This is a genomic window from Streptomyces sp. NPDC127084, assembly GCF_042724175.1.
Taxonomy (GTDB): Bacteria; Actinomycetota; Actinomycetes; order Streptomycetales; family Streptomycetaceae; genus Streptomyces.
In genome coordinates this window covers 16,760-43,344 of record NZ_JBHXFA010000030.1, presented here as the reverse complement: position 1 = coordinate 43,344, position 26,585 = coordinate 16,760, and the positions used below count along the sequence as shown (strand labels likewise).

The window sequence follows — 26,585 nt, the reverse complement described above, 5'->3', positions numbered from 1 at the left end:
GATGACCATGCCCTTCGAATACGCACCCGCTCCCGAGTCGCGGTCGGTCGTCGATATCGCGCCCTCGTACGGCCTGTTCATCGACGGCGAGTTCACCGACGCCGCCGACGGCAAGGTCTTCAAGACGGTCTCCCCGTCCACCGAGGAGGTCCTGTCCGAGGTCGCCCAGGCGGGCACCGCGGACGTAGACCGCGCCGTGAAGGCCGCGCGCAAGGCGTTCGAGAAGTGGTCCGCGCTGCCGGGCTCGGAGCGCGCCAAATACCTGTTCCGTATCGCCCGGATCATCCAGGAGCGCTCGCGCGAGCTGGCCGTCCTGGAGACCCTCGACAACGGGAAGCCGATCAGGGAGACCCGCGACGCGGACCTGCCCCTGGTCGCGGCGCACTTCTTCTACTACGCGGGCTGGGCCGACAAGCTCGACCACGCGGGCTACGGGCCGGACCCGCGCCCGCTCGGAGTGGCCGGCCAGGTTATCCCGTGGAACTTCCCGCTGCTGATGCTGGCCTGGAAGATCGCCCCGGCGCTCGCCACCGGCAACACGGTGGTGCTGAAGCCCGCCGAGACCACGCCGCTGTCGGCGTTGTTCTTCGCGGACATCTGCCGCCAGGCCGGGCTGCCGAAGGGCGTCGTCAACATCCTTCCCGGCTACGGTGACGCGGGCGCGGCGCTGGTCGAGCACCCGGACGTCAACAAGGTCGCCTTCACCGGCTCCACCGCGGTCGGCAAGGCGATCGCCCGCTCGGTGGCCGGGACGGACAAGAAGCTCACCCTGGAGCTGGGCGGCAAGGGCGCCAACATCGTCTTCGACGACGCCCCGATCGACCAGGCGGTCGAGGGCATTGTCGGCGGCATCTTCTTCAACCAGGGCCAGGTGTGCTGCGCGGGCTCCCGGCTGCTGGTCCAGGAGTCGGTCCAGGATGAGCTGCTGGAGTCGCTCAAGCGGCGGCTGTCCACGCTGCGCCTGGGCGACCCGCTGGACAAGAACACCGACATCGGCGCGATCAACTCGGCTGAGCAGCTTGCCCGGATCACCGCGCTGGCGGACACCGGCGAGGCCGAGGGCGCCGAACGCTGGTCCGCCCCGTGCGAGCTGCCCTCGTCCGGCTACTGGTTCGCGCCGACGCTCTTCACGAACGTCACACAGGCGCACACCATCGCCCGTGACGAGATCTTCGGCCCGGTGCTGTCGGTGCTGACCTTCCGCACCCCGGACGAGGCCGTCGCCAAGGCCAACAACAGCCAGTACGGGCTGTCGGCGGGCATCTGGACGGAGAAGGGCTCCCGCATCCTCGCGGTGGCGAACAAGCTCCGCGCGGGTGTGGTCTGGGCCAACACCTTCAACAAGTTCGACCCGACCTCGCCGTTCGGCGGCTACAAGGAGTCGGGCTTCGGCCGCGAGGGCGGCCGTCACGGTCTGGAGGCATACCTCGCCCCGTCGACCCCGGAGGGGGAGCGCAAATGAGTCCCGTTGAGCAGACGCGTCTCAGTGTCTTCAAGACCTACAAGCTGTTCGTCGGGGGCAAGTTCCCCCGAAGCGAGAGCGGACGGGTGTACGAGGTGACCGACTCGAAGGGCAACTGGCTGGCCAACGCCCCGCTGTCGTCCCGCAAGGACGCCCGTGACGCGGTCGTCGCGGCCCGCAAGGCGTTCGGCGCCTGGTCGGGTGCCACGGCGTACAACCGCGGCCAGATCCTCTACCGCGTCGCCGAGATGCTGGAGGGCCGCCGCGAGCAGTTCGTACGCGAGGTGGCCGACGCCGAGGGCCTGTCGAAGTCCAAGGCCGGTGCGGTGGTCGACGCGGCGATCGACCGCTGGGTCTGGTACGCGGGCTGGACCGACAAGATCGGCCAGATCGTGGGCGGGGCGAACCCGGTCGCGGGCCCGTTCTTCAACCTGTCCACGCCCGAGCCGACCGGTGTCGTCACGGTGCTGGCCCCGCAGGAGTCGTCGTTCCTGGGCCTGATTTCGGTGATCGCCCCGGTGATCGCGACCGGCAACACGGTCGTCGTCATCGCATCCGAGAAGGCCCCGCTGCCCGCGTTGTCCCTCGGCGAGGTGCTGGCCACGTCCGACCTGCCCGGCGGTGTGGTCAACATGCTCTCCGGCCGCACCTCCGAGATCGCCGCCCCGCTCGCCGCGCACCAGGACGTCAACGCGATCGACCTGACGGGCGCGGACCAGCAGTTGGCCAAGGAGCTGGAGGCCGCCGCCGCCGACAACCTCAAGCGGGTGCTCCGGCCCGTCGCCGACGTCTGGTCGGCAGACCCGGGTACGCGCCGGATGACAGCGTTCCTGGAGACCAAGACGGTCTGGCACCCCACGGGTTCGCTGGGGGCGTCGGGCTCGTCGTACTGACGGCCTGACGGCCTGTTCCGCTCAGCGGAGCGAAAGAGCCGGAGAGCCGCGCCTCCCCTCCGTCCGGGGGGGGCGCCGCGGCTCTCTGCGTGTCTGAGTGCTGTGCGGCGGCAGCCGCCCACGGCTCAGCCCCCGCCCAGACCGCCCAGCACCGGGCCCGCGAGCGGGACGTCCGTCATATGGCCGAGCGAACCGGTGGCCTGACGGGTGTCGACGGGCTTGAAGTCGGCGATCTGGGTGCCGACGCCGTTGTTCAGCGGGTCCACGGGAGTGCGCGCGAGCGGGTTGAGCGGGACGTGCTTGACCGGGTTGCCCACGGCCCCGGTCCCCGTCGCCCCGGTCAGTGCTCCCACGGCCGGGGCCGGTTCGAGGTCGGCGACCTGGTACGCCGGGAGCGCCGGCTCTGCCTGCTCAGCCGCCTGGGCCGCCCCCGCGCCGCCGGCGATGGCCGCGCCCAGTGCGCTGACGGTGGCGGTGAGACCGACGGCCCTGAGCCTCGGTTGCCGTGGCTTTGCGTGTCGCGCCATGAGATTCCTGACTACTGGTGGAGTAACGGAACGGCGACACACAGTAGTTCTTGTGTGATGCTCGATACCAACTCGACTACCGGGGGGTCCCCCACGGGGGTTAATGCTTCACACTGGTGTCCCGTGAGTTCCCAACCCCTTCCGACGCGTGTCGTCCTGCTCTCCGGACCATCCGGTTCCGGAAAGTCCTCCCTCGCCGAACGTTCCGGTCTTCCGGTGCTGCGACTCGACGACTTCTACAAGGAAGGGGACGACCCCACGCTGCCGCTGGTCCTGGGCAGCACCGACATCGACTGGGACGCCCCCGCTTCCTGGGACGCCGACGCCGCGGTGCGCGCGATCGAGGAACTGTGCCTCACGGGACGGACCACCGTGCCCGTCTACGACATCGCCACCAGCTCCCGAACCGGCTGGGACACCCTCGCCGTCGAACGCACCCCGCTGCTCATCGCAGAAGGCGTCTTCGCCGCGGACATCGTGCGCCGCTGCCGGGAACTCGGACTGCTCGCCGATGCGCTGTGCCTGCGTGGGCGTCCGTCGACCACCTTCCGCCGCCGCCTGCTGCGCGATCTGCGTGAGGGCCGCAAGTCGGTGCCGTTCCTGCTGCGCCGCGGCTGGCGGCTGATGCGCGCGGAGAAGGCCATCGTCGCCCGCCAGTGCGCCCTCGGCGCCCATCCCTGCGGCAAGGAGGAGGCTCTCGGGCGGCTTGCCGAAGCGGCTCTGGGGCGCGACCTCGAGGCACGGGCCACCGAAGCGGTCACACCTCTGCCATAGCACCGACACGCATGGCCGGCCCGGACGTTTCGTCCTGGCCGGCCGTGGTGTTCCCCGCGCCGCTGAGATCCCCCGTGGTCTCCGCGACTCCCCCGTGCTTCCCCCGTCGGAACCGCCGACTCCCCCGTCGCGGTTCCGGTACTTCCCCCGTTGGTCCCCCGTCAAGACACCCCGTATCCCCCGTAGGTGCCTTGCCCCCGTTCCCCCGTACTGCCCTCAGGCGACCAGCTCGCCGAAGGACTCTTCCTCGTCACGGCCGAAGCTGAGGGCCTCGTCCTCACGCAGCCGGCGGAGCGACCGCCAGATGCTCGACTTCACCGTGCCGACACTGATGTCGAGGATGTCCGCGATCTCGGGATCGGTGCGGCCCTCGTAGTAGCGCAGCACCAGCATGGTGCGCTGGAGTTCGGGCAGCCGGGCAAGTGCCTGCCAGAGCACCGCCCGCAGCTCCGTGCCGCGCATCGCGTCCGTCTCGCCCGCCGTCTCCGGGAGCTCCTCGGTCGGGTACTCGTTGAGCTTGCGGCGGCGCCACGCGCTGATGTGCAGATTGGTCATCGTCCGGCGCAGATAGCCGCCGACCGCCGCCTTGTCGCTGATCCGGTCCCAGGCGCGGTAGGTCGAGAAGAGCGCGCTCTGGAGCAGGTCCTCGGCCTCGTACCGGTCACCGGTCAGGTGGTAGGCCGTCGCGTACAGGGAGGCGCGGCGCTCTTGGACGTACGCGGTGAACGCCGCCTCGGCGTTGTTCACCGCACCCGCCCCGGCTGCCCCCGTCGCAGCCGCCCCCGTGTGCTCGGCGCCCGCACTCTCCGTGCCGGCGTCCACGATCGTCATAAAGGCCGTGGACGCCGTCGAAGACCTGTGCTGGCGCCCGGCGCCGCGAACGCACCCCCGCCCGTTCACGGCGCCGGACTTCTCGGTGTTCCTCACGACGTCGTGCAGACGCGTGACAACTGCGCTCGAAGTGGTGCTGTGCAGTGCGTTCATCCCGCGCCCCCCGTCGGTTGGAGTACTGGTACCGGCCGTCCTTCCGGCCATGTGCCAATGAGCTTGCCCGGGCACCTTCACGCCGGTGTCCGCCGACTGTCACAGAGCTGTCACAGGGCCCGATTGCACGGCCTCCGCACAGTCAGGACACAGGGCCGGCACAGGTACGTGCTGCCCGGCAGTCGAAGTCCACCACCCGCATGGGCCAGAATGGCCTGCGTGCCATTCCTGTTGCTGATCGAGGACGACGACGCCATCCGCACGGCCCTCGAAATCTCCCTGTCCCGCCAGGGCCACCGTGTGGCCACCGCGGCGACGGGCGAGGACGGCCTGAAGCTGCTGCGTGAGCAGCGGCCGGATCTGATCGTGCTGGACGTGATGCTGCCCGGAATCGACGGATTCGAGGTGTGCCGGCGCATCAGGCGCACCGACCAACTGCCGATCATCCTGCTCACCGCGCGCAGCGACGATATCGATGTCGTGGTCGGTCTTGAGTCCGGCGCCGACGACTATGTCGTCAAGCCGGTGCAGGGCCGGGTGCTGGACGCCCGCATCCGGGCCGTACTGCGGCGCGGTGAGCGCGAGTCGACCGACTCGGCTTCGTTCGGTTCGCTGGTGATCGACCGCTCCGCGATGACGGTCACCAAGAACGGCGAGGACCTCCAGCTCACACCCACCGAGCTGCGTCTGCTGCTTGAGCTGAGCCGCCGCCCGGGGCAGGCGCTGTCCCGCCAGCAGCTGCTGCGGCTCGTCTGGGAGCACGACTACCTGGGCGACTCGCGGCTGGTGGACGCGTGTGTGCAGCGGCTGCGGGCCAAGGTCGAGGACGTGCCGTCCTCGCCGACGCTGATCCGCACGGTACGAGGCGTGGGCTACCGACTGGACGCCCCTCAGTGACCCAGGCAGGTACTCAGGCAGTACCCCAGTCCGGCGACCCGGCCGGCGACAAGGGGAAAAAGGCGAAGAGAGCGATACTCGCGGGGCTCGGCTGGACCAGCCTGCGCCTGCGACTCGTCGTCGTCTTCGGCATGGTCGCACTGACGGCCGCCGTGTCGGCTTCGGGGATCGCGTACTGGCTCAACCGCGAGGCCGTACTGACCCGTACGCAGGACTCGGCGCTGAACGACTTCCGTCAGGAGATGCAGAACCGGGCGGCAGCGCTGCCCGTCCGGCCGACGGCGAGCGAGCTCCAGACCACCGCCGAGCAGATGGCGGGCGGCAACGCCGGGTACAGCGTGGTGCTGCTCGGGGAGCGGGCGGCGGGCAAGCCGATCACGGGCGCGTCCGATCCGGATGCCTTCACGCTCGACGACGTGCCGGATTCGCTCCGAGACGCGGTGAACGAGCAGCAGGCGATCACGGCGGGCAACTCGTATCCGTACCACCTCTTCTGGCTGCGCACTCAGCGCGGCAACACGCCGTATCTGGTGGGCGGTACGCGGATCATCGGCGGCGGTCCTACCGGCTACATGTTCAAGTCCCTGGAGCAGGAGCGTGCCGATCTCAACTCGCTCGCCTGGTCCCTGGGCATCGCCACCGCCCTCGCGCTCGTCGGCTCGGCCCTGATCGCGCAGGCGGCGGCCACCACCGTGCTGCGGCCGGTACGCCGGCTCGGCGAGGCGGCACGGCAGCTCGGCGAGGGGAAGCTGGACACCCGGCTGCATGTCTCCGGCACCGATGAGCTGGCCGAACTGTCGCATACGTTCAACAGCGCCGCGGAGTCGCTGGAGAAAAGGGTCGCGGACATGAGCGCCCGTGAGGAGTCCAGCCGCCGCTTCGTCGCCGACATGTCGCACGAGCTGCGTACCCCGCTCACCGCGCTGACCGCCGTGACGGAGGTGCTGGAGGACGAGCAGGAGAGCCTCGATCCGATGATCGCACCCGCTGTTGCGCTGGTAGTGAGCGAGACCCGGCGGCTGAACGACCTGGTGGAGAACCTGATGGAGGTGACGCGCTTCGACGCCGGTACGGCCCGTCTCGTCCTGGACGACGTGGACGTGGCTGACCAGGTCACCGCCTGCATCGACGCACGCGCCTGGCTCGACGCGGTCGAACTGGACGCGGAGCGCGGCATCATGGCCCGGCTCGACCCGCGCCGCCTCGATGTCATCCTCGCCAATCTCATCGGCAACGCGCTCAAGCACGGCGGGTCGCCCGTCCGGGTGGCGGTGCGCACGGAGACCAGCGCGGAGTCGGGCAAGGACGACCTGGTGGTCGAGGTACGGGACCACGGGCCCGGTATCCCCGAGGACGTGCTGCCCCATGTCTTCGACCGCTTCTACAAGGCAAGCGCCTCCCGGCCGCGTTCGGAGGGCAGCGGCCTCGGCCTCTCGATCGCGATGGAGAACGCCCTGATCCACGGCGGCGGCATCAGCGCGGCGAACACCACGGACGGCGACGGGGGTGCGGTGTTCGTGCTGCGGCTGCCGCGCGATGCCTCCGGTATCGCCGAGGGCAGCGGCTGTGGCACGGACCGGGGCGGGAACGGCGGGAGCCGCGGCAACGGGGAAAACGGCGGTACCGGAGCACGGGGAGAGGCGGGCGACGCGCGGTGAGCGGAGGAACTGGACGCCCTGCGACCGGAGAAACCGGACGCGCGGCGACCGGAGAAGCCGGACGCCCGGTGACCGAAGGACCTGGACGCGCGGTTGCCGGAGAGGCTCGACGGGCGCTGCGGACCCGGCGTGCGGTTCGGGCGGTGGCGATGGCCGCCGCGCTCACCGGGGCACTCGCGGGCTGCGGCATCAGAACCACCTCCGTGCCCGTGGACGCGGGCGCCGCGCCCTCGCGCATGTCCTGCGCCCCGCCCGCGAGGGAGTCGGCCGCGCAGGCGCGGCCCGGCACGCTGCCGGTGCGGGTGTACCTGGTGTGCGCTTCGGCGCTCGAGGCCGTGGAGCGTACCGTGCCCGTGCGCGAGACGGCCGCGGACACCCGGGTGTCCGTCGCCTCCGCTCTCCTGGACGCGTTGGAGTCGGAGCCGTCGGCGGACGAGTTGGAGGCCGGGTTCAGCACGAGCGTGCGCGGCCCGCTGACCGTCAAGCAGGGCCGCAGCGGCGACCCGAAAGGCACGCTGCGCCTGAGCCGGGAGCCGGAAGACCTGCCGCCGACGGCGCTGGCCCAGATCGTCTGCACGTTCGCGGGCAGCGCGGCGGTGGCCAATGGCGGGTTGGTCCTGGGCGGGCCTGGTGACTACGAGCCGCGCGCCTACCGCTGTACGGAGGCGACCCAGCAGCGCCCCGAGTCGGTGCTGTCGTCGGTCACTCCGGCCGTTGCGGCGACTTCGGCCGTCCGCCTCGGGGGCTTCGGGTACCCCGGACGAGTCGGCCTGACGGTGCCCGCACGGATCACCCGATGGATGTAGTACAAGACGGAACCGATCCTGCCGGTCGTGTCGTCTTGGGGATCGTGCAGCGTCAAGGTTCGGGCGGCAGCGCCGCCATCCGCTTCCGCGTGGCGGGGAGCGTACTCCTCCTCTCACATCTGGTACTGGTGGGGTGGCTGACGCTTCGCCCGCTCGACGTGATGTGGGTGACGGCGGCGAATCTGGAGCCGTTCGCCGGGATCAGGGCCGATCTGGCGCTGGGCCCTGTCGAGGCGGCGCGCCGGATCGGCGAGGGCCTGGTGCTGCTCGCCCCGCTCGGGATACTGCTGCCGATGGCGGGCGGCCGGCTCATGGTGTCGCCTTGGGGCTCACTGACCCGTACGGTCGCGTCGGGCGCGCTGCTGTCGCTGGCCATCGAACTGCTGCAGACCGCGGTGCCGGGCAGGGTCGTCGATGTGGACTCGCTGCTGCTGAACACCGCAGGTGTGGCGCTGGCTCATCTCGCCGTCGTACCGGCGAGCCGCGCCAGGCTGCGCCGCAGGTGCGTGGCGCGTCGCTCGGCGTCCGGCGCAGAGCGGGGCCGCGGGAAACGCGGCGCTGCGCTCCGGGAGGACACCGCTGCCCAGGGGGCGGCGGCTCCGGCCGCGGTGATGCAGGGGATCCGCGCCGCGTCGTAGGACCGCGGGTCGGCAGGCCCATGGCCCCGCGAGCCCGCAGGGCCTGTCCGGGCAGCGGATCAAAGGCAGAAGAGGTGCGGGGACCCCACCCCCGTCGGGGTCCCCGCACACGTCGGACGGCCGTTGGTCAACGGGCCGTGAGCCACGTCCTGCTGAGGGCGATGGCCTTGAGCTCCTCCAGCGTGATGAGCGGAGCGGCTCCTCGCTTCGCGGACTTCGGGGTCGGGGCGTTGTACGCCCTGAAGATCATGCTCAGACCGTTCACCCGGTTTACGCCGACCTGCAGTTCGATGACCCCGGGCTGGCTGCCCGGCCGGCTCCGGGCGCTGATCTTGGTCCCGTCGGGCAGCACCTTGGCGTCCACCATGGTGACGGCCGCCCACCGGGTCGCGTCGACATAGGTCTCGGCTCCGCTTCCGTCGGACACCACGACATGCCCCTCGGCGCCGGAAGCGCCCTCCGAAGACACCTTCAGCCGCTGGGGCAGCAGGTACTTGAGAATGGGCAGCATGTCGCCCGGCTCCGCCTCGGAACCCGGCACCACCGTGCCGAAGGCGTTCGGCTCTCCGCCGGGAGTGAGAGAGCCGTCGACGAACATCGCCAGATGGCGCAGCTTGCCGGGGTTCATGCGCGGGTTGTGGCCCTGAGGTGGGACAGAACCGGCAACCTGCACGTTCTGGGTGCTGGTCTCGATGACGTAGCCGTTCGGTGAGACCGTGGTGACCGCCCACTTCTTGATGCCGGCGGCCTTGCCCGCTTCCGTGTAGCCCTTCACGGCACGGTCGCCTGGCTGGTTGGTGCACTCCTCGTACGGTGAGCCCTTCTTGTCCGGGCAGACGAGCAGCTTCTTCACCCCGGCGTCCGAAGGGTCGGCGCGGCGTACGGACAGCGTGACCTTCTCCTCACCGAAGCTGGTGTCGAAGACGATGGACGCGGTCGCGGGCCTGGCCGCGTCGGTGCTGCCCAAGCTGTCCACATCGGGTTTCATGACAGCGATCCCGGACCTGTTCATGGCGTTCTCCAGGATGCCGCCGATCTCCTCGGCGGTGATCGCGAAGTGGCCGTAGTCCTGAGCGGGCCCGGGCGTCGCTGCGGACTCGTCGGCGCGTTCGCCACCACTCAGATACGCCCCACCGGTGGCGATCAGCGCCACGGCCAGGGTGCTGCCGACCACGATGCCCGCGCGCCGGCGGGCCACCCGGCGGCGGCCCCGGGTCAGACCGCCTGCCACGAGGGCGCGATGGTCCGCGGCGAACGTGCCCCCGGTGTTCTGGAGCACCTTGCCGAGTTCGTCTTCAAAGGGCATGCGGAACCACCAGCTCCTGATCTGGGCCGAACATGAAAAGGGGTCGAAGAACGACGGACGGGCTACAGAGCCGCGACCAGCTCGGAGCGGCTGTCGCCCAGCCGCTCACGCAACCGGGCCAGGGCCCGGGTCGAACGGGTGCGGACCGCGGCGGAGCTGACCTGCATCGCGTCGGCGGTGTCTTCGATGGTGCGGTCCTCCCAGTACCGGAGCACCACCACGGCGCGGTCCTTGGGCGCGAGCTCCGCCAGCGCGTCGAGCAGGGCGATCCTCAGCGCCGGGTCGTCGCCGTGGCTGAAGGCGGTGTCGGGCAGTTCCGCCAGCGGCCGCTCCCCCGTGGAGCGCAGCCTGCGGTGGCTGAGGAAGGTGCGTACGAGGACGGTCTGGGCATAGGCGGCGGGGTTGTCGATCCGGGCGATCCGGCTCCACATCGCGTACATCCGGCCGAGTGTCTCCTGGACGAGGTCCTCGGCGAGATGAGTGTCGCCACTGGTCAGCAGACACGCGGAGCGGTAGAGATGCCCGGCGCGGCTGACCGCGAAGTCCCTGAACTCGTCCGCGCGGGCCGATCTCATGCCCTCCCCCTTCATGCTCCATGGTGTCGCCTGTGCCGCTTGCGACGTCCTCCATCTGTTTCGACGCCCCACCCCCTGCTGAATGTTTCACCCGACTTCTCCAGCAGAAGGCCGGGCGTGCCACGACGCCCGGCCCTCACCTCGTCCGCTCAGCCTTCGTCTTCCGAACGCCCTCCGCTCGCGGCGGCCTCGGTCTGCCGGAACAGCCACTCTGACTTCAGCTCCGCGTAGCCGGGCTTGATCACATCGTTGATCATCGCGAGCCGCTCATCAAATGGGATGAACGCGGACTTCATCGCATTGACGGTGAACCACTGCATGTCATCGAGGGTGTAGCCGAAGGTTCCGGTCAGCAGCTCGAACTCGCGGCTCATACTGGTGTTGCTCATCAGCCGGTTGTCGGTGTTGACCGTCGCGCGGAAGTGCAGCCGCCGCAGCAGCCCGATCGGGTGCTCCTCGTACGAAGCCGCGGCGCCGGTCTGCAGGTTGGACGTCGGACACAGCTCCAGCGGGATGCGCTTGTCGCGCACGTACGCGGCGAGTCGGCCGAGCTTCACCGTGCCGTCGTCGGCGACCTCGATGTCGTCGATGATCCGCACGCCGTGGCCGAGCCGGTCGGCACCGCACCACTGGAGCGCCTGCCAGATCGACGGCAGGCCGAAGGCCTCACCGGCATGGATGGTGAAGTGGTTGTTCTCGCGCTTGAGGTACTCGAACGCGTCGAGGTGGCGGGTGGGCGGGAAGCCCGCCTCGGCACCGGCGATGTCGAAGCCGACGACACCGGAATCCCGGTAGGTGTTGGCGAGTTCGGCGATCTCCAGCGCGCGTGCCGCGTGCCGCATCGCCGTGAGCAGGGCCCCAACGCGGATGCGGTGTCCGTTCGCGCGGGCACGCCGTTCGCCTTCACGGAAGCCTTCGTTGACGGCTTCGACGACCTCCTCGAGGGTCAGTCCGGCTTCCAGGTGCTGCTCGGGCGCGTAGCGCACCTCCGCGTAGACCACGCCGTCCTCGGCCAGGTCCTCCGCGCATTCGATCGCGACCCGCTTGAGGGCTTCGCGGGTCTGCATGACGGCACAGGTATGGGCGAACGTCTCCAGATAGCGTTCCAGCGAGCCGGAGTCGGCGGCTTCGTGGAACCAGATGCCGAGCTTGTCGGGTTCAGCCTCGGGCAGCGCGTCGTAACCCGCGTCGCGCGCGAGCTCGATGATCGTGCCGGGGCGCAGGCCACCGTCGAGGTGGTCGTGGAGGAGCACCTTCGGGGCGCGGCGGATCTGGTCCGCGGTGGGCCCTTCGGGCCCCGGGGCGGTTCCCCGGGATGACACATGCGTGGTCTGGCTCTTCATCTCGGCACTCTAATCCCTACGCGCGTAGAGGGGCGCTACACGAATCACGGGTCGATACGTAACAGTGACCGTGCGGACGGGTGGAGTACACGTGTACTTCTGAGACTGTTCTGCCATGGCACACCACGCACTGCCCCGGTGGTGGGGGCGTTCAGCCGGTATGCGGGACGGCACAGCGAACCTCGCGGCGGCGCGAACCAGGCTCGAAGCGGACGCGGGGCGAGGAGGCGGACCGGCGGCCCAGGCCAGGCTGGGGCGGCCGGTCCGGGGCACGATGTCGAGGCCCGCCGCGGCGGTCGGCGCCGTGAGCGGGGTGGTACTGCTGCTGCCCGACGGTGAGCCCGAGTCGGCCCGCGGCCCCTCGGCGGTATCCCATGCCGCGGCGCTGCCGTTGGCCCGGACACTGGCGCGGGCGGGCCGGCCGGACGGGCTTGTGGCGCATGTCGTGCGCTACCGGGGCCGGGGCTGGAACGGCACGGAGGCACAGCTCGCGCGGGACGCCGCCTGGGCGGCGGACGAGGCGGTACGGCGCTACGGGGACGTCCCGGTCTGCCTGGCCGGACACGGCATGGGCGGCCGGGCCGCGCTGCGCGCCGCGGGGCACCCGGCCGTCAACTCGGTGCTGGCGCTCGCCCCTTGGCTGCCGGAGGACGACGTCGCGGCGCCAGGCGAACCGGTGAAGCAGCTCACCGGCCGCCAGGTGCTGATCGTGCACGGCACCAATGACGCCCGGATCGATCCCGAGCTCACCTACCGACTCGCGGAGCGGGCCAAGAAGACCAACCGTGACACCTGCCGCTTCGAGGTCCACTCCGACGGCCACGCCCTTCGCCAGTACAGAGCCGAAGTGCGGGCTCTGGCCGCGGATTTCGTGCTCGGCGCGTTGTTCTCAAGGGCCTTCGCGCGCCCGGTGGCGGACGCGCTGGCGGCACCGCCGCCGCTGGGGCTGCGGATGCCTCTCGCGGCGGGGTTCGGCAGCTTGCCGAGGCAGCGGCGCTGAGACCTTCCAAAGGGGCGGCCATCGGCGGACGGCCCGTCGAGCGGGAGTCCCCCGTCAGTCAGGCAGCAGGTTTCCCCGGCGCGACAGCAGGAACTTCTTGAAGGCGGCCACCGGTGCCGTGTCCTCGTGGCCGTCGAGCCAGGCGACGCCGATCTCGCGTACCGCCCGTGGGGCCGTGACCGTCAGTTCGGCGACTTCCGGGCGGGGGACGGCGGGTGGTGGGAGGAGGGCCACGCCCAGGCCCGCGGCGACCAGGCCGCGCAGGGTCTCGGCCTCCTCGCCCTCGAAGGCGACCCGGGGTTTGAATCCCGCTTCGGCACAGAGGGCGTCGGTGATGCGCCGCAGACCGTAACCGGGCTCCAGGGTCACGAACGTCTCGTCCGCCGCTTCCGCGAGCCGGATGCGCCTGCGCGACGCCAGCCGGTGCTCATGGGGGACCACAAGCCGCAGGCGCTGCTCGTCCAGGCGGCGGGAGACGAGATCGGGCGCCTCCGGCACCGGGGATGTCAGGCACAGGTCCAGCTCCCCGGCGCGCAGGCGCTCGATCATCGCCTCGCCGTAGTTCTGGACGAGGGTGAAGCGCACCCGGGGGTGGTCGACACGGAAGGCCCGGATGAGCTCCGGTACTGTCTCGCTGCCCATGGTGTGCAGAAAGCCGAAGGCCACCTTGCCACCGGACGGGTCGGCGTCGGCCCGTACGGACTCCGCCGCCCGTTCGACCTCGGCGAGGGCGCGTTCAGCGGCGGTCAGGAAGGTGCGGCCCGCCGGAGTCAGCGACACCGTGCGGCCCTTGCGGGTGAACAGCGCCACACCGAGGTCGTCTTCGAGCCGGACCATGGCGCGCGACAGCGTGGACTGGGGCACCCCGAGCTCCTGTGCGGCCCGGGTCACATGCTCGTGGCGGGCGACTCCCGAGAAGTACGCGAGGCGCGGAGCAAGCAGCAGCCTCATGTCTTCTTCGTAACTGTTCTGCGACACGTGACGCCCTGAGCTGTATTCATGCACCATGGGAACGATTAAAGCCGTTCCATGCATTGGACGCATCAAAGCGCCACGCCTACCTTCGAGTCATGCCTTCCGCCAGTACCGGGGCGTCCACAGCTGTGGGCGCCCTCACCTCGCCGCCCCGTCAGCTCGCCCCGGGTCTGCCCGGTTACCGCCGCATGAGCCTCGCGCTCTTCGCCGCGGGCCTCGCGACCTTCGTACTCCTCTACTCCACCCAGGCCCTGCTCCCCGCCATCTCCGCCGACTTCGGGGTGACCGCGAGCGCGGCCAGTTGGACTGTCTCCGCGGCCACCGCCGCACTGGCGCTGTGTGTACTGCCGCTGAGCGCGCTGTCCGAACGCTTCGGACGGACACGGCTGATGACGGTCTCTCTGGTGGTCGCCGTCGCCGTCGCCGTACTGGTGCCGCTCGCTCCGAACCTCGAATGGCTGATCGCCCTGCGCGCGGTCCAGGGCGCCGCGCTCGCGGGTCTGCCCGCGTCAGCCATGGCCTATCTCGCCGAGGAAGTGCGGCCGAAGGCACTGGTCGCCGCGATCGGCCTGTTCGTGGCGGGCAACAGCATCGGCGGTATGAGCGGCCGTATCGTGACCGGCTGGGCGGCCCAGCTCTGGGGCTGGCGCGCGGCGCTCGCCGCGGTCGCGGTGCTGGCGCTGGTGTGCGCGGTGGTCTTCCGGCTGCTGCTGCCCCGCGCCCGCCACTTCACCCCCGGTTCGCTGGACCCGCGCACCCTCGCGCGCACCGTACGCGGACATCTGTCCGACCCGCTGCTACTGCGGCTGTACGCCATCGGTGCGCTGTTCATGACCGTGTTCGGCGCGATCTACACGGTGATCGGCTACCGGCTGATCGGTGACCCCTTCGGCCTCCCCCAGGGCATCGTCGGCTCCGTCTTCCTGGTGTACCTGGTCGGTACGGTCTCCTCCGCCGCGGCGGGCAAGCTGGTCGGCCGCCTCGGCCGGCGCGGCGCGCTGTACCTCGCGGTCGGCACGACCGCGGCGGGGCTGCTGCTCTCGCTCGTCGACACGCTGACCGCCGTGCTCACCGGCCTGGTACTGATCACCGCGGGGTTCTTCGCGGGGCACGCGGTCGCCTCCTCCTCGGTGAGCCGCACCGCGAAGACCGGCCGCGCCCAGGCGTCCGCGCTGTACCAGTCGGCGTACTACCTCGGCAGCAGCGCGGGCGGGACGCTCGGCGCGATCGCCTTCAGCTCCGCCGGCTGGGCCGGAACGGTGCTGCTCGGGCTGCTGGCCGTGCTCGGCGTCGTGTCGGTCACGCTGTACGGGTCGTACGCGGCGAGGGCCGCAGAGCAGCGCGAGCAGCAACGGCAGTGCCACCGGACGGGCGGACGGACCGCCTTCGCCGAGGCCCGTTCGTGAGCACGGAAAACCCTCACGGGACACCCCGCCACCGCTCTGTGGCCAGACCCTCCGGTGGCGGCAAGCGGGGAGGTCCTGTCAGTAGGCGGGTCAGCCCACGGGAAAGATGCTGGTCTCGATTGTCAGGTCGAACGGAGCCGGGAGCGTGATCTCCTCACCGAACTTCACGGCCCGCAGCACGCGGTACACATCGCCCTTCGGCTCTCCGTAGAGGGTGATGGTGGGGCCACCGGGAACCCATCGGTCGATCAGCAGATAGAGCGGGACACCACCCTGGGCGTAGGCCGCTGCCTTCTTGATCCGGTCGTTGCTCGCGTTGGACTTGGATGTGACCTCGACGACCAGCTCCGCCGCCGCGGCGGGAATGCAGTTCCCCGGCTCGTCCACGGCCGCGACCGGAGCCACGACAAGATCTGGGATGAACATGCCCAGCCGGGATGGCACGACGACAGCGAGGGTCTGGTAGACCCCCCAGTTCTCGGGGATCACCGTGTACAGGCGCCGCTGAACCTTCTCGGCAACCTTGTTGTGGCTGTTGGCGGGCGCAGGTGACACGGTGATGATCCCCTCGATGATCTCCACCTTGCAGCCCTCGGGTGCGTCCGTCTCCTCCCAGAGACGGACGAGGTCGTCCCAGCCCTGACCGGGCTCGGACTCGACGGCGAGTGCGCTCATGGCGATCTCCTCAATCGGTGCGTCACCGATCCCAGCATGCCGAACGGGACCGGCGGGGGTCCACCGGTCCCGTTCACCCGAAAGGGCCACAGGCATATGCGGGCGCGCCCGCCTCGGATCAGGCGATGCGGTCCAGCACGATCGGGTTCGCCGTGAACTCCGTGTCCGACGCGGCGATGTCGAACGAGCCCTCCAGGGACTCCAGGGCGTACGCGAACTTCTCCGGGGTGTCCGTGTGCAGCGTCATCAGGCGCTGACCCGCGGTAACCGGCTCGCCGGGCTTGGCGTGCATCTCGACGCCCGCGCCCGCCTGGACCGGGTCCTCCTTGCGGGCGCGGCCGGCGCCGAGACGCCAGGCGGCGACGCCGATGTCGTACGCGTCGAGGCGGGTGAGGACACCCGAGGACGGAGCCGTGATCACGTGCTGCTCGCGGGCCACCGGCAGGGTGGCGTCCGGGTCACCTCCCTGGGCGGCGATCATGCGGCGCCAGACGTCCATCGCGGAGCCGTCGGCGAGCGCCTTCGCCGGGTCGGCGTCCTTGATTCCGGCCGCGTCCAGCATCTCCTTGGCCAGCGCCACGGTGAGGTCGATGACGTCCTGGGGGCCGCCGCCCGCGAGGACCTCGACGGACTCGCGGACCTCCAGGGCGTTGCCCGCGGTGAGGCCGAGCGGGGTGGACATGTCGGTGAGCAGGGCGACCGTCCTGACCCCGTGGTCGGTGCCGAGTCCGACCATCGTGGAGGCGAGCTCGCGCGCGTCCTCGATGGTCTTCATGAAGGCGCCGGAGCCGACCTTGACGTCGAGGACCAGCGAGCCGGTACCCTCGGCGATCTTCTTCGACATGATCGACGAGGCGATCAGCGGGATGGCCTCGACGGTGCCGGTGACATCGCGCAGCGCGTACAGCTTCTTGTCGGCCGGGGCGAGGCCGTCACCGGCCGCGCAGATGACCGCGCCGGTCGTGTCGAGGACGCTGAGCATCTCCTGGTTGGAGAGCAGCGCGCGCCAGCCGGGGATGGACTCCAGCTTGTCCAGGGTGCCGCCGGTGTGGCCCAGACCTCGGCCGGAGAGCTGCGGTACCGCGGCGCCGCAAGCGGCGACCAGCGGGGCAAGCGGCAGCGTGATCTTGTCGCCGACGCCACCGGTGGAGTGCTTGTCAGCGGTCGGGCGGGAGAGCGAGGAGAAGTCCATGCGCTCGCCGGACGCGATCATCGCGGCGGTCCAGCGGGCGATCTCGGCCCGGTTCATGCCGTTGAGCAGGATCGCCATGGCCAGCGCCGACATCTGCTCGTCGGCGACCTCGCCGCGGGTGTACGCGTCGATGACCCAGTCGATCTGCTCGGGGCTGAGCTCGCCTCGGTCGCGCTTGGTGCGGATGACGGAGATGGCGTCCATGTGCTTGTGGGTCCTTCCGGTACGAACCAGGTGGTGCGAAGAGTGGGGAACAGGGAGGAAACGGGCGGGCGGAAAGTGCCGCGGCCCCTCCGCTTGGGGTGCGGAGGGGCCACAGGTCTAACCGAGCTTCTCCGGGCCGAGCTGCTCAGGGCCGAAGGCCAGGGGCAGCATCTCGGCCAGCGTGAGAACGCCCTTGGCGGTCTCCAGCAGCAGACCGGGCCCGCCGAACTCGTACAGCAGCTGACGGCAGCGCCCGCATGGCATCAGAACGTCGCCGTTGCCGTCCACACACGTGAAGTGTGTGAGCCGGCCGCCGCCGGTTGCCTGGAGCTGCGAGACCAGTCCGCACTCGGCGCAGAGCCCGAGCCCGTACGAGGCGTTCTCGACGTTGCACCCGGCGACCGTGCGGCCGTCGTCGACCCGGGCCGCGGCCCCGACCGGGTAGCCCGAGTAGGGGGCGTACGCACGGGACATCGCGTCCCGAGCCAGCTCCCGCAGGGCCTCCCAGTCGAAGGCACCGGCCGCGTGGTTCTCGGAGCCGTGGTTCCCGGCGCCGTGACCAGGGGCGGACGCGGAGGTCACTTGCCCTGGCCCTTCCGGTAGCGCATACCGTCCGCCTTCGGCATCCGCAGCCGCTGTGCGGAGATCGAGAGGACGAGCAGGGTCACGACGTACGGCGTGGCACTGACGAACTCGGTGGGCACGGTGTCCGTACCCAGGTACCAGACGAATACGCCGAAGGCGATGACCACGCTGATCACGGCCGTCAGGTAGCTCTTGCGGTACGCCTTCCACAGGCCGAGGCCGAGCAGCACCACGGCCAGCAGCAGGAGCAGGGCGTGCACCGACTGGCCACCGGCGCGGAGCTGCAGGGCGTCGGAGAAGCCGAACAGACCAGCGCCCATGGCGAGCCCGCCGGGCCGCCAGTTACCGAAGATCATCGCCGCGAGGCCGATGTAGCCGCGGCCGCCGGTCTGGCCCTCGTTGTAGATGTGCGAGGTGACCAGCGAGAGGAAGGCTCCGCCGAGGCCGGCCATACCGCCCGAGACGATCACCGCGATGTACTTGTACTTGTAGACGTTGACACCGAGCGACTCCGACGCGATCGGGTTCTCACCGCAGGAGCGCAGGCGCAGACCGAATGCGGTCTTCCACAGCACCAGGAACGTCGCGAAGAAGAGCCCGACGGCCACGATGGTCAGCAGCGACACGTTGGTGACGAGTCCGCCGAGGATGCCGGCGAGGTCCGAGACGAAGAACCAGTGGTGCTTCTCGATCGAGATCAGCCAGTCGGACAGCCCCGGAATGGTCACCGAGGCGATGTCGTCGGCGGGCGGGGACTGCTTGGGGCTGCCGCCCTTGGCCGCGGCCTCGCCCGTGTTGAACCACAGCTTGGCGAAGTAGGTCGTGAAACCGAGGGCCAGGATGTTGATCGCGATACCGGAGATGATGTGGTCGACGCCGAAGGTGACGGTGGCGACGGCGTGCAGCAGGCCGCCGACCATGCCGCCGAGCACACCGGCGAGCACACCGATCCAGGGGTTGGTCTGCCAGCCGGCCCAGGCACCGAAGAAGGTGCCCAGGATCATCATTCCCTCAAGGCCGATGTTGACCACACCGGCGCGCTCGGCCCACAGGCCGCCGAGTCCGGCGAGACCGATCGGCACGGCCATCGAGAGCGCGGCGCTGATCTGGCCCGCCGAGGTGAGGTCCTGCGCGTCGGTGATGGCGCGCACGGCGGACAGGGCGACGAGCGCACCCGCGATGATCAGCAGGATGACGGGGAAGGAGAGGCGGGCGCGGCCGCCCTTGCCGCCGGAGACCTTGGGGGCCGCGGGCGGCGGGGTGGAAGTCGCGGTGGCGGTCACGCCGACACCTCCTGGTTGTCGGAGTTACGGGCCTGGGCGGCGAGCTTCTCGCCGACCTGCCGCTGCTGACGCTTGAGGCCGTAGCGGCGCACCACCTCGTAGGCGATGACGACGCAGAGCACGATGACGCCCTGGATGACGCCGACGATCTCCCGGTCGTAGCCCTCGAACTCGAGCTTTCCGGCGCCGCGCTCCAGGAAGCCCCAGAGGAGGGCGCCGAGCGCGATGCCGATGGGGTGGTTGCGGCCGAGCAGCGCGATGGCGATACCGGTGAAGCCGATACCGAGCGGGAAGTCGCCGCTGTACTCGAAGGAGTCGTTCAGCAGCGTCGGCATACCGATCAGACCGGCCATGGCGCCGGAGATCAGCATGGAGGTGACGACCATCTTCTTGACGTCGACACCGCTCGCCTCGGCCGCGGAGCCGGACTGGCCGACAGTGCGCAGGTCGAAGCCGAAGCGGGTGCGGGAGAGCGTGAACCAGTACGCCACGCCCGCCGCGATCGCGACGACGATGAAGCCCCAGATGGGGTCCGGCTGCGTCGGGAAGTCGAAGAAGTGGGCGGACTCGGGGATCGGCGTCGTGGAGACCTTGGTGCCGGCCTCGTCCAGGTGGCCGAGGCGGCCGGGCTGGAGCAGGTATCCGATGATGGCCGTCGCGATCATGTTGAGCATGATCGTCGAGACGACCTCGCTGACACCCCGGGTGACCTTGAGGACACCGGCGATTCCGGCCCACATGGCACCGACGATCATCGCCGTGACGATGATCAGCGGGATCTGGAGGAAGCCCGGCAGCGTCAGCGCGCCCCCGACGGCGGCGGCGAAGAACGCGGCGAGGCGGTACTGGCCGTCGACGCCGATGTTGAACAGGTTCATCCGGAAGCCGATGGCTACCGCGAGTCCTGCCAGGTAGTACGTCGTCGCCTTGTTGAGGATGTAGACCTGGCTGTCCGACTTGATGCCGTAGTCGAACATGATGCCGAAGGCGTTGAAGGGCTCCTTGCCGGTGGCGGCCAGCACCAGCGCCGTGACCAGGAACGCGGCCACGATCGCGAGCAGCGGTGCCGCCAGCCCAAGAAGCACCCGCTCCTTGTCGAACTTCTTCATCGGGCCTCGTCCTCCGGGGCGCTGTCATCGTGGTGCTCGAGGTGGCCGCTCGCGGCGCCGGTCATGGCCGAGCCCAGCTCCTCGGGAGTGATCGTGGCGGGGTCGGCGTCCGCGACCAGCCGGCCGCGGTACATCACGCGCAGCGTGTCGGACAGCCCGATCAGCTCGTCCAGGTCGGCGGAGATGAGCAGCACCGCCAGGCCCTCGTGGCGCGCCTCGCGGATCTGGTCCCAGATCTGCGCCTGCGCGCCGACGTCCACACCGCGGGTCGGGTGCGCGGCGATCAGCAGCTTGGGGTTGTGGCTCATCTCGCGGCCGACGATCAGCTTCTGCTGGTTGCCGCCGGACAGCGAGGCCGCGGTGACCTCGATCCCGGGGGTGCGGACGTCGTACTCGCGCACGATCCGCTCCGTGTCCGTACGGGCGGCCTTGAGGTCGAGGAACGCGCCCTTGCTGTTGGGCTTCTCGGTGACGTGACCGAGGATGCGGTTCTCCCACAGCGGGGCTTCCAGCAGCAGTCCGTGCCGGTGTCGGTCCTCGGGGATCACGCCGATCCCGTCCTCGCGGCGCTTGCGGGTCGGGGTCCGCGAGATGTCCGTACGGTCCAGGGCCACGGTGCCGCTGTCCAGGTGCCGCATGCCCATGATCGCTTCGACCAGTTCGGACTGGCCGTTGCCCTCGACACCCGCGATGCCCAGCACCTCACCCTTGTGGATGGTGAAGGAGATGCCGTCGAGCACGGCGCGGACGACGCCGTCGGGGTCGGTGGCGGTGAGCTTCAGACCCTCGACCTGGAGCATGGGAACGTCGGTGACGGTCGACTCGCGGGTCTCGGGGGAGGGCAGTTCGGCGCCGACCATCAGCTCGGCGAGCTGCTTGGTGGTGACGGTCTTCGGGTCGGCGGTGCCGACCGTCGTACCGCGGCGGATCACGGTGATCTCGTCGGCGACCGTCAGCACCTCGCCCAGCTTGTGGGAGATGAAGATGACGGTCAGACCCTCGGCCTTCAGCTCGCGCAGGTTGTCGAAGAGCGCGTCGACCTCCTGCGGTACGAGCACGGCGGTCGGCTCGTCCAGGATCAGGGTGCGGGCCCCGCGGTAGAGGACCTTGAGGATCTCGACGCGCTGGCGGTCGGCGACACCGAGGTCCTCGACGAGGACGTCGGGCCGGACGTTGAGGCCGTACGCGTCCGAGATCTCCTTGACCTTGGCGCGCGCCTTGTCCCCGATGCCGTGCAGCTTCTCGGAGCCGAGCACGACGTTCTCGAGGACCGTCAGGTAGTCCGCGAGCATGAAGTGCTGGTGCACCATGCCGATGCCACGCGCGATGGCATCGCCGGGGTCGTGGAACGTGACCTGTTCGCCGTCCACCGCGATGGTGCCCTCGTCCGGCTTCTGCATGCCGTAGAGGATCTTCATCAGAGTGGACTTGCCGGCGCCGTTCTCACCCACGAGGGCGTGGACCGTACCGCGGCGAACGGTGATGTCGATGTCGTGGTTGGCCACGACGCCGGGGAATCGTTTCGTGATGCCGCGGAGCTCTACGGCATGAGGACTGCTGGACGCGTTGATGGCGCACTCTCCTTGGCAGGAGCGGGGAGCGAGGGCGGTGGTGGCGCGAAAACTACCGCGTGAGGTATCACGCTACGCGCGTAGCACCAACAAATGAAGATACGGGACGCACGGACCGGACCCCCAACTCGGGGGCACACTCGGGGCCGCGGCACACAGACAGGGGCCCGGCGGTCGGCCGAAGCCGCTCGCCGGGCCCCGTCACCTGCTGGATCAGGTGGTGGTCTTCACCGTGATGGTGCCGTCCACGATCTTCTTCTTGGCCTCGTCGAGCTTGGCCTGGATGTCCTTCAGGTGGTCACCGGTGGTGGTGAGGCCGACACCGTTCTCGGCGAGCGAGTAGGTGTGCGGGCCCGTCAGCGGCTTGCCGTCCTTGACGGACTTGACCAGCTCGTAGACGCCGTTGTCGACGTTCTTGACGACCGAGGTCAGGATGGACGGGGCGTACTTGGACAGGGCCGGGTCCTTGGCCTGGTCCGAGTCGACGCCGATCGCCCAGGCGCCCGGCTTGGCGGAGACGGCCTCGATCGAGCCGGCGCCGGAGCCGCCCGCCGCGGTGAAGATGACGTCGACACCCTTGTCGAGCATGCCCTTGGCGGCGGCCTTGCCCTTGTCCGGGGCGCCGAAGCCGGAGAGGTCCTGGCCGGTGGACAGGTACTGGATCTGGACCGGGGCGGCCTTCGCGTTGGTGTCCTGGACGCCCTGCTCGAAGCCGGCGGCGAACTTCTTGATCAGCGGGATGTCCACACCGCCGATGAAGCCGATCTTGCCGGACTTGGACTTGTTCGCCGCGGCGACACCGGCGAGGTAGGAGCCCTGCTCCTCGGTGAAGACGATCGAGTCGACGTTCTTCTGGTCGGAGACGGAGTCGACCAGACCGAAGGTGACCTTGGGGTACTTGGCGGCGACCTTGTCGATCGCGTCCTTGTACGCGAAACCGACACCGATCACGGGGTTGAAGCCGCTCTCGGCGAGGGAGGCGAGACGCTCCTCGCGGTCGGCCGGGGTCTCACCGTTCTTGGCGGTGAGCTCCTTGGTCTCGGCACCGAACTCGGCCTTGGCCTTGTCCAGGCCGCGGGCCGCGGAGTCATTGAAGGAGTTGTCGCCACGGCCGCCGACGTCGTAGGCCATACCGATCTTGAGCTTGCCCTTGTCCGAGCTGGTCGACTCGGTCGACGACTCGCCGCAGGCGGTGGCAGTGAGGGCGAGAGCCGCGGTGATGGCACACGCGGCGGTGATCTTGGATACCCGGCGCACGAGAGGGTCCCTTCAATACTGACCGAAAGCGCCCCTTGTGGCGCTGGTTTCGCCGCGATCGTAACGCGCGTAGATGTCGGTTAAACCCCCGTTCACGAGTCGTTATCAGATCGAGGCGCAGAACGCCCGCTGCGACACGCTCCGCGTCCAGGCTCTCACGGACGCCTACCGCTCGCAGCGGTCCGCCGTCAAGTCGCGCATGCCCCGCACCAGCCGTCGCCGACCGTCCACCGTCGCTCCACGGCCGCCCACACGGCGCGGGAGCGACAGCAGGGCCCGGCCTGAAGTCAGGCCGGGCCCTCCTTCGCCGAGGTATTTGTTCGGTGCCGTCGCGTGCCCCGCGCTCAGTCGCGTCCCGCGTCGAGCAGAGCCGCGGCGGTGAAGAGCTCCACGCCCACCGTGATCGCGGCCTCGTCGACGTCGAAGTCCCCCCGGTGCAGGTCCAGCCGCGCAGGGGATCCCGGCGGGCGCACCCCGAGCCTGGCCATCGCGCCCGGCACATGCTCCAGATACCAGGAGAAGTCCTCGCCGCCGAGGCTCTGCTCGGTGTCCTCGATGGCCAGGACGCCCCGGCGGGCGGCATGGGCGTCGTGCAGCAGCTCGGTCACCACCGGGTCGTTGACCACAGGCGGGACCCCGCGGATGTAGTTGATCTGCGACTTGGCCCGGTGCAGCGTGGCCACCTCGTCGATCGCCGCGTGCACGAGGTCGGGAGCGTCCCGCCAGGCGTGCAGGTCCAGGCAGCGCACGGTGCCGGCCAGCTCGGCGTGCTGCGGGATGACGTTGCAGGCGTGGCCGGACTCGATACGGCCCCAGGTCAGGGCCAGCCCGGCGCGGGCGTCGACCCGGCGGGCGAGCACCGCTGGGACCTCGGTGACGACCTTCGCCGCCGCCGTGACCAGATCGGTGGTGAGGTGGGGGCGTGCGGTGTGGCCGCCCGGTCCGTCCAGGGTGACCTCCAGCCGGTCGCAGGCGGAGGTGATGGGCCCGGGGCGCAGGCCGATCCGGCCCGCGTCGACCCGGGGGTCGCAGTGCACCGCGATGATCCGGCCGACCCCGTCCAGCACCCCGGACTCGATGGCGTCGGCGGCGCCTCCGGGCAGCACTTCTTCGGCGGGCTGGAACAGCAGTCGTACGGGCCGCGGCAGCAGGCCCTGCCGGTCTAGCTCGGCGAGTACGAGTCCGGCACCGAGGACGGCGGTGGTGTGCACGTCGTGGCCGCAGGCGTGGGCGCGGTCCGGGACGGTCGAGCGGTAGGGGACGCCGACCTTGGTGTCCGGGATGGGCAGTGCGTCGATGTCGGCGCGCAGCGCCAGCATGGGCCGGGTGCCGTCCCATGTGCCGACGTCGCAGAAGAGCCCCGTGCCGCTCGCCAGCACCTGTGGTCGCAGTCCCGCCGCCTCCAGCCGCGCCTTGATCGCACCGGTGGTACGGAACTCCTGGTTTCCGAGCTCCGGGTGCATGTGCAGGTCCCGGCGGAAGTGGATCAGCTCCGCGCGCAGGGCGTCGGACAGCGTGCCGGGCAGCTGGACTGCGCCGGTCAGGTCGGCATCAGGGTCGCGGGACATCAACTGGCTCACCCGTTGAAGGGTAGGCCCCTTCGCGTGCTGACTAACTCGAGATCAACAAAAGTTCAGCCTATAGGGGAAAGAAGACACGCCTGACGACGCATAGCCGTCCCCCCGTGTGGGTAAGCTCACGCGATTCGGCACCTTGCCGCCCACCATGTGGACATCTCTCACGGCTGCCCGGTGTCAGGGGCCCGTCAAACGGCTGTGCGTCGACGTCCGAGACGCCTGGGGCCCACTTTCCGGGGCCCGATCGCCGTTCGCCGTCAGCGGGCCCGATCGCCGCCGTCAGTGGCGCGCATCGTCCGCCCGATGCCCGCGACCACGGCGGCCAGCCCCGCCTCGAAGCCCTCGGCGCGGTCGCCGGCGAAGAGCTCGGCGCCCGCCTCGACGGCCAGCGGGTGGCCGTCGAGGCGCTCGGCGCGGGCCGTGAGGTCGTAGCCGCCGGAGCCGTTGACGGGGCTCGGCCCCATGGCCTGTTCCTCGATCACGTAGCCGATCGTGTAGCTGTACGCGGTGAACCACGCTCGCGCGGCAGCCGTCGTGGTGAAGCCCGCCTCGGTCAGGGCCCGTAGCTGCGCTTCCATGGGAGCCGCGTAGCTGGTGTCGGTGAAGTGGGTGCCGCTGTAGACCTTCGCGCCGTCGCGGTAGCGCAGCAGGTGTGCGCGCAGTCCGCGCATCGCGAGGGTGAGGTTCTCGCTCCAGTCCGCGGATGGCGGCCGGTCCGCCTCCCTGGCCATCCGCCGCAGCATCTCGGTCGCCATCTCGTCGAGCAGCGCCTGCTTGTCCTTGAAGTGCCAGTAGAGCGCGGGCGCCTTGACGTCCAGCTCCTTGGCGATGGCGCGCAGGGTCAGCCCTTCCAGGCCCACGTCGTTCAGCAGGCGCAGGGCGGTATCGGCGACCCGGGCACGGTCGATCTTGGTAGGTCCCACCTTGACAGCTTAACGCCGTTAAGGACATCCTCCGGAACAGGCACCAACTTAACAACGTTAAGGAGATGGGTATGACGGGGATCATGCACACCGATGTCCTGATCGTCGGAGCCGGGCCCACCGGTCTGGCGCTCGCCGTGGATCTGGCCCGCCGCGGGGTCAGCGTGTTCGTCGCCGAGCGGGCCGGGACGCCCGAAGCGCTGTTCCCCGGCTCCAGGGGCAAGGGGCTCCAGCCGCGCACCCTGGAGGTCTTCCACGACTTCGGCCTGCTCGACTCGGTACTCGAAGCGGGCGGAAGCGCGCCGCTCGCGCTGTTCTGGAAGGACGGCGAGCGGCACGGCGAGCACGACATGTTCGACCGGACCGCGCCCACGGAGGCCGAGCCGTACGGTGAACCGTGGCTGCTGCCGCAGTGGCGCACCCAGCAGATCCTCCTCGCCCGGCTGCGCGAGCTCGGTGGCGATGCGGCCTTCGGCCAGGAGGTCGCGGACCTCACGCAGGACGCCGACGGAGTCACGGCCCGGCTGCGGCCGGGGACGGTGATCCACGCGCGGTACGCCGTGGCGGCGGACGGCGGTCGCAGCACGGTGCGCACGGCCCTCGGGATCGGCATGGCGGGCGAGACCGTCGACCCCTCACCGCTGCTGGTCGCGGATGTCCGGGTACGGGAACTCGACCGGGACCACTGGCATATGTTCGGCGGCGCCGACGGCTTCCTGGCCCTCTGCCCGCTGCCCGGAACAGAGGACTTCCAGCTCACGGCGCAGTTCGTCGCGGGCGCACCGGACACATCCGCCGACGGCGTACGCGCCGTGGTCGCGAGCCGCACCCATCTGACGGCTGACCAGGTCACCGAGGTCCGCTGGACCTCGGACTTCCGCCCGCGTGCCGCGCTCGCCGACCGCGTCTGCGCCGGCCGGGGCTTACAGGCCGGCGGCGCCGCCCCCGGCCACTCCCCCGCCGGC

General features: G+C 70.2%; 25 protein-coding genes. 10 read left to right on the top strand and 15 right to left on the bottom strand.

Annotation, left to right across the window (positions count from 1 at the left end):
• Window position 1: 1 nt before the first annotated feature.
• The gene (locus tag ACFWI9_RS10095; protein ID WP_387160433.1) at window positions 2–1,462 is read left to right on the top strand and encodes an aldehyde dehydrogenase family protein; all 1,461 of its coding nucleotides are present in this window, start codon (window positions 2–4) and stop codon (window positions 1,460–1,462) included.
• Window positions 1,459–2,355 (top strand): aldehyde dehydrogenase family protein, encoded by an 897-nt coding sequence (locus ACFWI9_RS10090; RefSeq protein WP_387160431.1) that lies wholly within the window; start codon window positions 1,459–1,461, stop codon window positions 2,353–2,355. Before ACFWI9_RS10095 ends, ACFWI9_RS10090 begins: the two co-directional genes overlap by 4 nt.
• Before the next feature lie 125 nt (window positions 2,356–2,480).
• Here the strand turns inward: ACFWI9_RS10090 and ACFWI9_RS10085 are convergent, their stop codons facing one another.
• The gene (locus ACFWI9_RS10085; protein WP_387160430.1) at window positions 2,481–2,882 is read right to left on the bottom strand and encodes a hypothetical protein; all 402 of its coding nucleotides are present in this window, start codon (window positions 2,880–2,882) and stop codon (window positions 2,481–2,483) included.
• Window positions 2,883–2,939: 57 nt separating this feature from the next.
• On the opposite strand from ACFWI9_RS10085, the gene ACFWI9_RS10080 reads away from it, so the two are divergent.
• The gene (locus ACFWI9_RS10080; protein ID WP_387160429.1) at window positions 2,940–3,656 is read left to right on the top strand and encodes a uridine kinase; all 717 of its coding nucleotides are present in this window, start codon (window positions 2,940–2,942) and stop codon (window positions 3,654–3,656) included.
• Window positions 3,657–3,872: 216 nt separating this feature from the next.
• Here ACFWI9_RS10080 and ACFWI9_RS10075 read toward each other — a convergent pair whose 3' ends face one another.
• A complete protein-coding gene (locus tag ACFWI9_RS10075; RefSeq protein WP_387160428.1) occupies window positions 3,873–4,640 on the bottom strand; it encodes a SigE family RNA polymerase sigma factor in 768 nt (255 codons plus the stop codon).
• Between the two features lie 219 nt (window positions 4,641–4,859).
• On the opposite strand from ACFWI9_RS10075, the gene afsQ1 reads away from it, so the two are divergent.
• The 4 genes from afsQ1 (at window position 4,860) to ACFWI9_RS10055 (ending at window position 8,639) form a co-directional block, all read left to right on the top strand.
• Window positions 4,860–5,537, top strand: a complete 678-nt coding sequence (afsQ1, locus tag ACFWI9_RS10070; protein WP_387160426.1) for a two-component system response regulator AfsQ1 — start codon at window positions 4,860–4,862, stop codon at window positions 5,535–5,537.
• Window positions 5,534–7,195 carry an ATP-binding protein gene (locus ACFWI9_RS10065; RefSeq protein WP_387160425.1) on the top strand — a complete coding sequence of 554 codons (1,662 nt, stop codon included), beginning with the start codon at window positions 5,534–5,536 and terminating at the stop codon, window positions 7,193–7,195. Before afsQ1 ends, ACFWI9_RS10065 begins: the two co-directional genes overlap by 4 nt.
• 68 nt (window positions 7,196–7,263) lie before the next feature.
• Window positions 7,264–8,001: a hypothetical protein gene (locus ACFWI9_RS10060; protein ID WP_387160423.1), complete on the top strand. Its 738-nt coding sequence runs from the start codon at window positions 7,264–7,266 to the stop codon at window positions 7,999–8,001.
• Complete coding sequence (locus ACFWI9_RS10055; RefSeq protein WP_387160422.1) at window positions 7,992–8,639, top strand: VanZ family protein; 648 nt, start codon at window positions 7,992–7,994, stop codon at window positions 8,637–8,639. Before ACFWI9_RS10060 ends, ACFWI9_RS10055 begins: the two co-directional genes overlap by 10 nt.
• A 127-nt stretch (window positions 8,640–8,766) precedes the next feature.
• Here the strand turns inward: ACFWI9_RS10055 and ACFWI9_RS10050 are convergent, their stop codons facing one another.
• From ACFWI9_RS10050 to ACFWI9_RS10040, 3 genes are all read right to left on the bottom strand, one after another.
• Window positions 8,767–9,945, bottom strand: coding sequence for a hypothetical protein (locus ACFWI9_RS10050; protein WP_387160420.1), 1,179 nt, complete (start codon window positions 9,943–9,945; stop codon window positions 8,767–8,769).
• Between the two features lie 62 nt (window positions 9,946–10,007).
• Window positions 10,008–10,520, bottom strand: coding sequence for a SigE family RNA polymerase sigma factor (locus ACFWI9_RS10045; protein ID WP_387160419.1), 513 nt, complete (start codon window positions 10,518–10,520; stop codon window positions 10,008–10,010).
• Window positions 10,521–10,669: 149 nt separating this feature from the next.
• Window positions 10,670–11,863, bottom strand: coding sequence for an adenosine deaminase (locus tag ACFWI9_RS10040; protein WP_387160417.1), 1,194 nt, complete (start codon window positions 11,861–11,863; stop codon window positions 10,670–10,672).
• Between the two features lie 274 nt (window positions 11,864–12,137).
• Here ACFWI9_RS10040 and ACFWI9_RS10035 point away from each other — a divergent pair, with 274 nt between their 5' ends.
• Complete coding sequence (locus tag ACFWI9_RS10035; RefSeq protein ID WP_387160459.1) at window positions 12,138–12,863, top strand: alpha/beta hydrolase; 726 nt, start codon at window positions 12,138–12,140, stop codon at window positions 12,861–12,863.
• Between the two features lie 54 nt (window positions 12,864–12,917).
• Here the strand turns inward: ACFWI9_RS10035 and ACFWI9_RS10030 are convergent, their stop codons facing one another.
• The gene (locus ACFWI9_RS10030; RefSeq protein WP_387160415.1) at window positions 12,918–13,871 is read right to left on the bottom strand and encodes a LysR family transcriptional regulator; all 954 of its coding nucleotides are present in this window, start codon (window positions 13,869–13,871) and stop codon (window positions 12,918–12,920) included.
• A 62-nt stretch (window positions 13,872–13,933) separates the two neighbouring features.
• On the opposite strand from ACFWI9_RS10030, the gene ACFWI9_RS10025 reads away from it, so the two are divergent.
• Entirely contained in the window at window positions 13,934–15,244 is a 1,311-nt protein-coding gene (locus tag ACFWI9_RS10025) for an MFS transporter (RefSeq protein ID WP_387160413.1), read from the top strand.
• 90 nt (window positions 15,245–15,334) lie between these two features.
• Here ACFWI9_RS10025 and ACFWI9_RS10020 read toward each other — a convergent pair whose 3' ends face one another.
• The 9 genes from ACFWI9_RS10020 to ACFWI9_RS09980 form a co-directional block, all read right to left on the bottom strand.
• A complete protein-coding gene (locus ACFWI9_RS10020) occupies window positions 15,335–15,919 on the bottom strand; it encodes a Uma2 family endonuclease (RefSeq protein ID WP_387160411.1) in 585 nt (194 codons plus the stop codon).
• A 118-nt stretch (window positions 15,920–16,037) separates the two neighbouring features.
• Window positions 16,038–17,315 (bottom strand): thymidine phosphorylase, encoded by a 1,278-nt coding sequence (locus ACFWI9_RS10015; RefSeq protein WP_387160410.1) that lies wholly within the window; start codon window positions 17,313–17,315, stop codon window positions 16,038–16,040.
• Between the two features lie 117 nt (window positions 17,316–17,432).
• A complete protein-coding gene (locus tag ACFWI9_RS10010; RefSeq protein ID WP_387160408.1) occupies window positions 17,433–17,897 on the bottom strand; it encodes a cytidine deaminase in 465 nt (154 codons plus the stop codon).
• Window positions 17,894–19,183 (bottom strand): ABC transporter permease, encoded by a 1,290-nt coding sequence (locus ACFWI9_RS10005; protein WP_387160405.1) that lies wholly within the window; start codon window positions 19,181–19,183, stop codon window positions 17,894–17,896. The genes ACFWI9_RS10010 and ACFWI9_RS10005 overlap by 4 nt, the downstream gene beginning before the upstream one ends.
• Window positions 19,180–20,292, bottom strand: coding sequence for an ABC transporter permease (locus tag ACFWI9_RS10000; protein WP_387160403.1), 1,113 nt, complete (start codon window positions 20,290–20,292; stop codon window positions 19,180–19,182). Before ACFWI9_RS10000 ends, ACFWI9_RS10005 begins: the two co-directional genes overlap by 4 nt.
• Entirely contained in the window at window positions 20,289–21,863 is a 1,575-nt protein-coding gene (locus tag ACFWI9_RS09995; protein WP_387160458.1) for an ABC transporter ATP-binding protein, read from the bottom strand. Before ACFWI9_RS09995 ends, ACFWI9_RS10000 begins: the two co-directional genes overlap by 4 nt.
• A 213-nt stretch (window positions 21,864–22,076) precedes the next feature.
• Entirely contained in the window at window positions 22,077–23,120 is a 1,044-nt protein-coding gene (locus ACFWI9_RS09990; protein ID WP_387160401.1) for a BMP family protein, read from the bottom strand.
• Window positions 23,121–23,464: 344 nt separating this feature from the next.
• Complete coding sequence (locus tag ACFWI9_RS09985) at window positions 23,465–24,688, bottom strand: amidohydrolase (RefSeq protein ID WP_387160457.1); 1,224 nt, start codon at window positions 24,686–24,688, stop codon at window positions 23,465–23,467.
• Window positions 24,689–24,954: 266 nt separating this feature from the next.
• Complete coding sequence (locus tag ACFWI9_RS09980) at window positions 24,955–25,620, bottom strand: TetR/AcrR family transcriptional regulator C-terminal domain-containing protein (protein WP_387160399.1); 666 nt, start codon at window positions 25,618–25,620, stop codon at window positions 24,955–24,957.
• A gap of 83 nt (window positions 25,621–25,703) precedes the next feature.
• Between ACFWI9_RS09980 and ACFWI9_RS09975 the strand changes: the two genes are divergently transcribed.
• A partial coding sequence (locus ACFWI9_RS09975; protein ID WP_387160455.1) for an FAD-dependent monooxygenase occupies window positions 25,704–26,585 on the top strand: 882 nt, incomplete at its 3' end.

Coding starts and splice junctions, on each gene's coding strand:
- ACFWI9_RS09985 (WP_387160457.1), bottom strand. CDS start 24,688: ATGTCCCGCGACCCTGATGCCGACCTGACCGGCGCAGTCCAGCTGCCC.
- ACFWI9_RS10015 (WP_387160410.1), bottom strand. CDS start 17,315: ATGGACGCCATCTCCGTCATCCGCACCAAGCGCGACCGAGGCGAGCTC.
- ACFWI9_RS10035 (WP_387160459.1), top strand. CDS start 12,138: ATGTCGAGGCCCGCCGCGGCGGTCGGCGCCGTGAGCGGGGTGGTACTG.
- ACFWI9_RS10040 (WP_387160417.1), bottom strand. CDS start 11,863: ATGAAGAGCCAGACCACGCATGTGTCATCCCGGGGAACCGCCCCGGGG.
- ACFWI9_RS10090 (WP_387160431.1), top strand. CDS start 1,459: ATGAGTCCCGTTGAGCAGACGCGTCTCAGTGTCTTCAAGACCTACAAG.
- ACFWI9_RS10030 (WP_387160415.1), bottom strand. CDS start 13,871: ATGGTGCATGAATACAGCTCAGGGCGTCACGTGTCGCAGAACAGTTAC.
- ACFWI9_RS10055 (WP_387160422.1), top strand. CDS start 7,992: ATGGATGTAGTACAAGACGGAACCGATCCTGCCGGTCGTGTCGTCTTG.
- ACFWI9_RS10085 (WP_387160430.1), bottom strand. CDS start 2,882: ATGGCGCGACACGCAAAGCCACGGCAACCGAGGCTCAGGGCCGTCGGT.
- ACFWI9_RS10045 (WP_387160419.1), bottom strand. CDS start 10,520: ATGAGATCGGCCCGCGCGGACGAGTTCAGGGACTTCGCGGTCAGCCGC.
- ACFWI9_RS10025 (WP_387160413.1), top strand. CDS start 13,934: ATGCCTTCCGCCAGTACCGGGGCGTCCACAGCTGTGGGCGCCCTCACC.
- ACFWI9_RS10020 (WP_387160411.1), bottom strand. CDS start 15,919: ATGAGCGCACTCGCCGTCGAGTCCGAGCCCGGTCAGGGCTGGGACGAC.
- ACFWI9_RS10050 (WP_387160420.1), bottom strand. CDS start 9,945: ATGCCCTTTGAAGACGAACTCGGCAAGGTGCTCCAGAACACCGGGGGC.
- ACFWI9_RS10075 (WP_387160428.1), bottom strand. CDS start 4,640: ATGAACGCACTGCACAGCACCACTTCGAGCGCAGTTGTCACGCGTCTG.
- ACFWI9_RS10080 (WP_387160429.1), top strand. CDS start 2,940: ATGCTCGATACCAACTCGACTACCGGGGGGTCCCCCACGGGGGTTAAT.
- ACFWI9_RS10095 (WP_387160433.1), top strand. CDS start 2: ATGACCATGCCCTTCGAATACGCACCCGCTCCCGAGTCGCGGTCGGTC.
- ACFWI9_RS10000 (WP_387160403.1), bottom strand. CDS start 20,292: ATGAAGAAGTTCGACAAGGAGCGGGTGCTTCTTGGGCTGGCGGCACCG.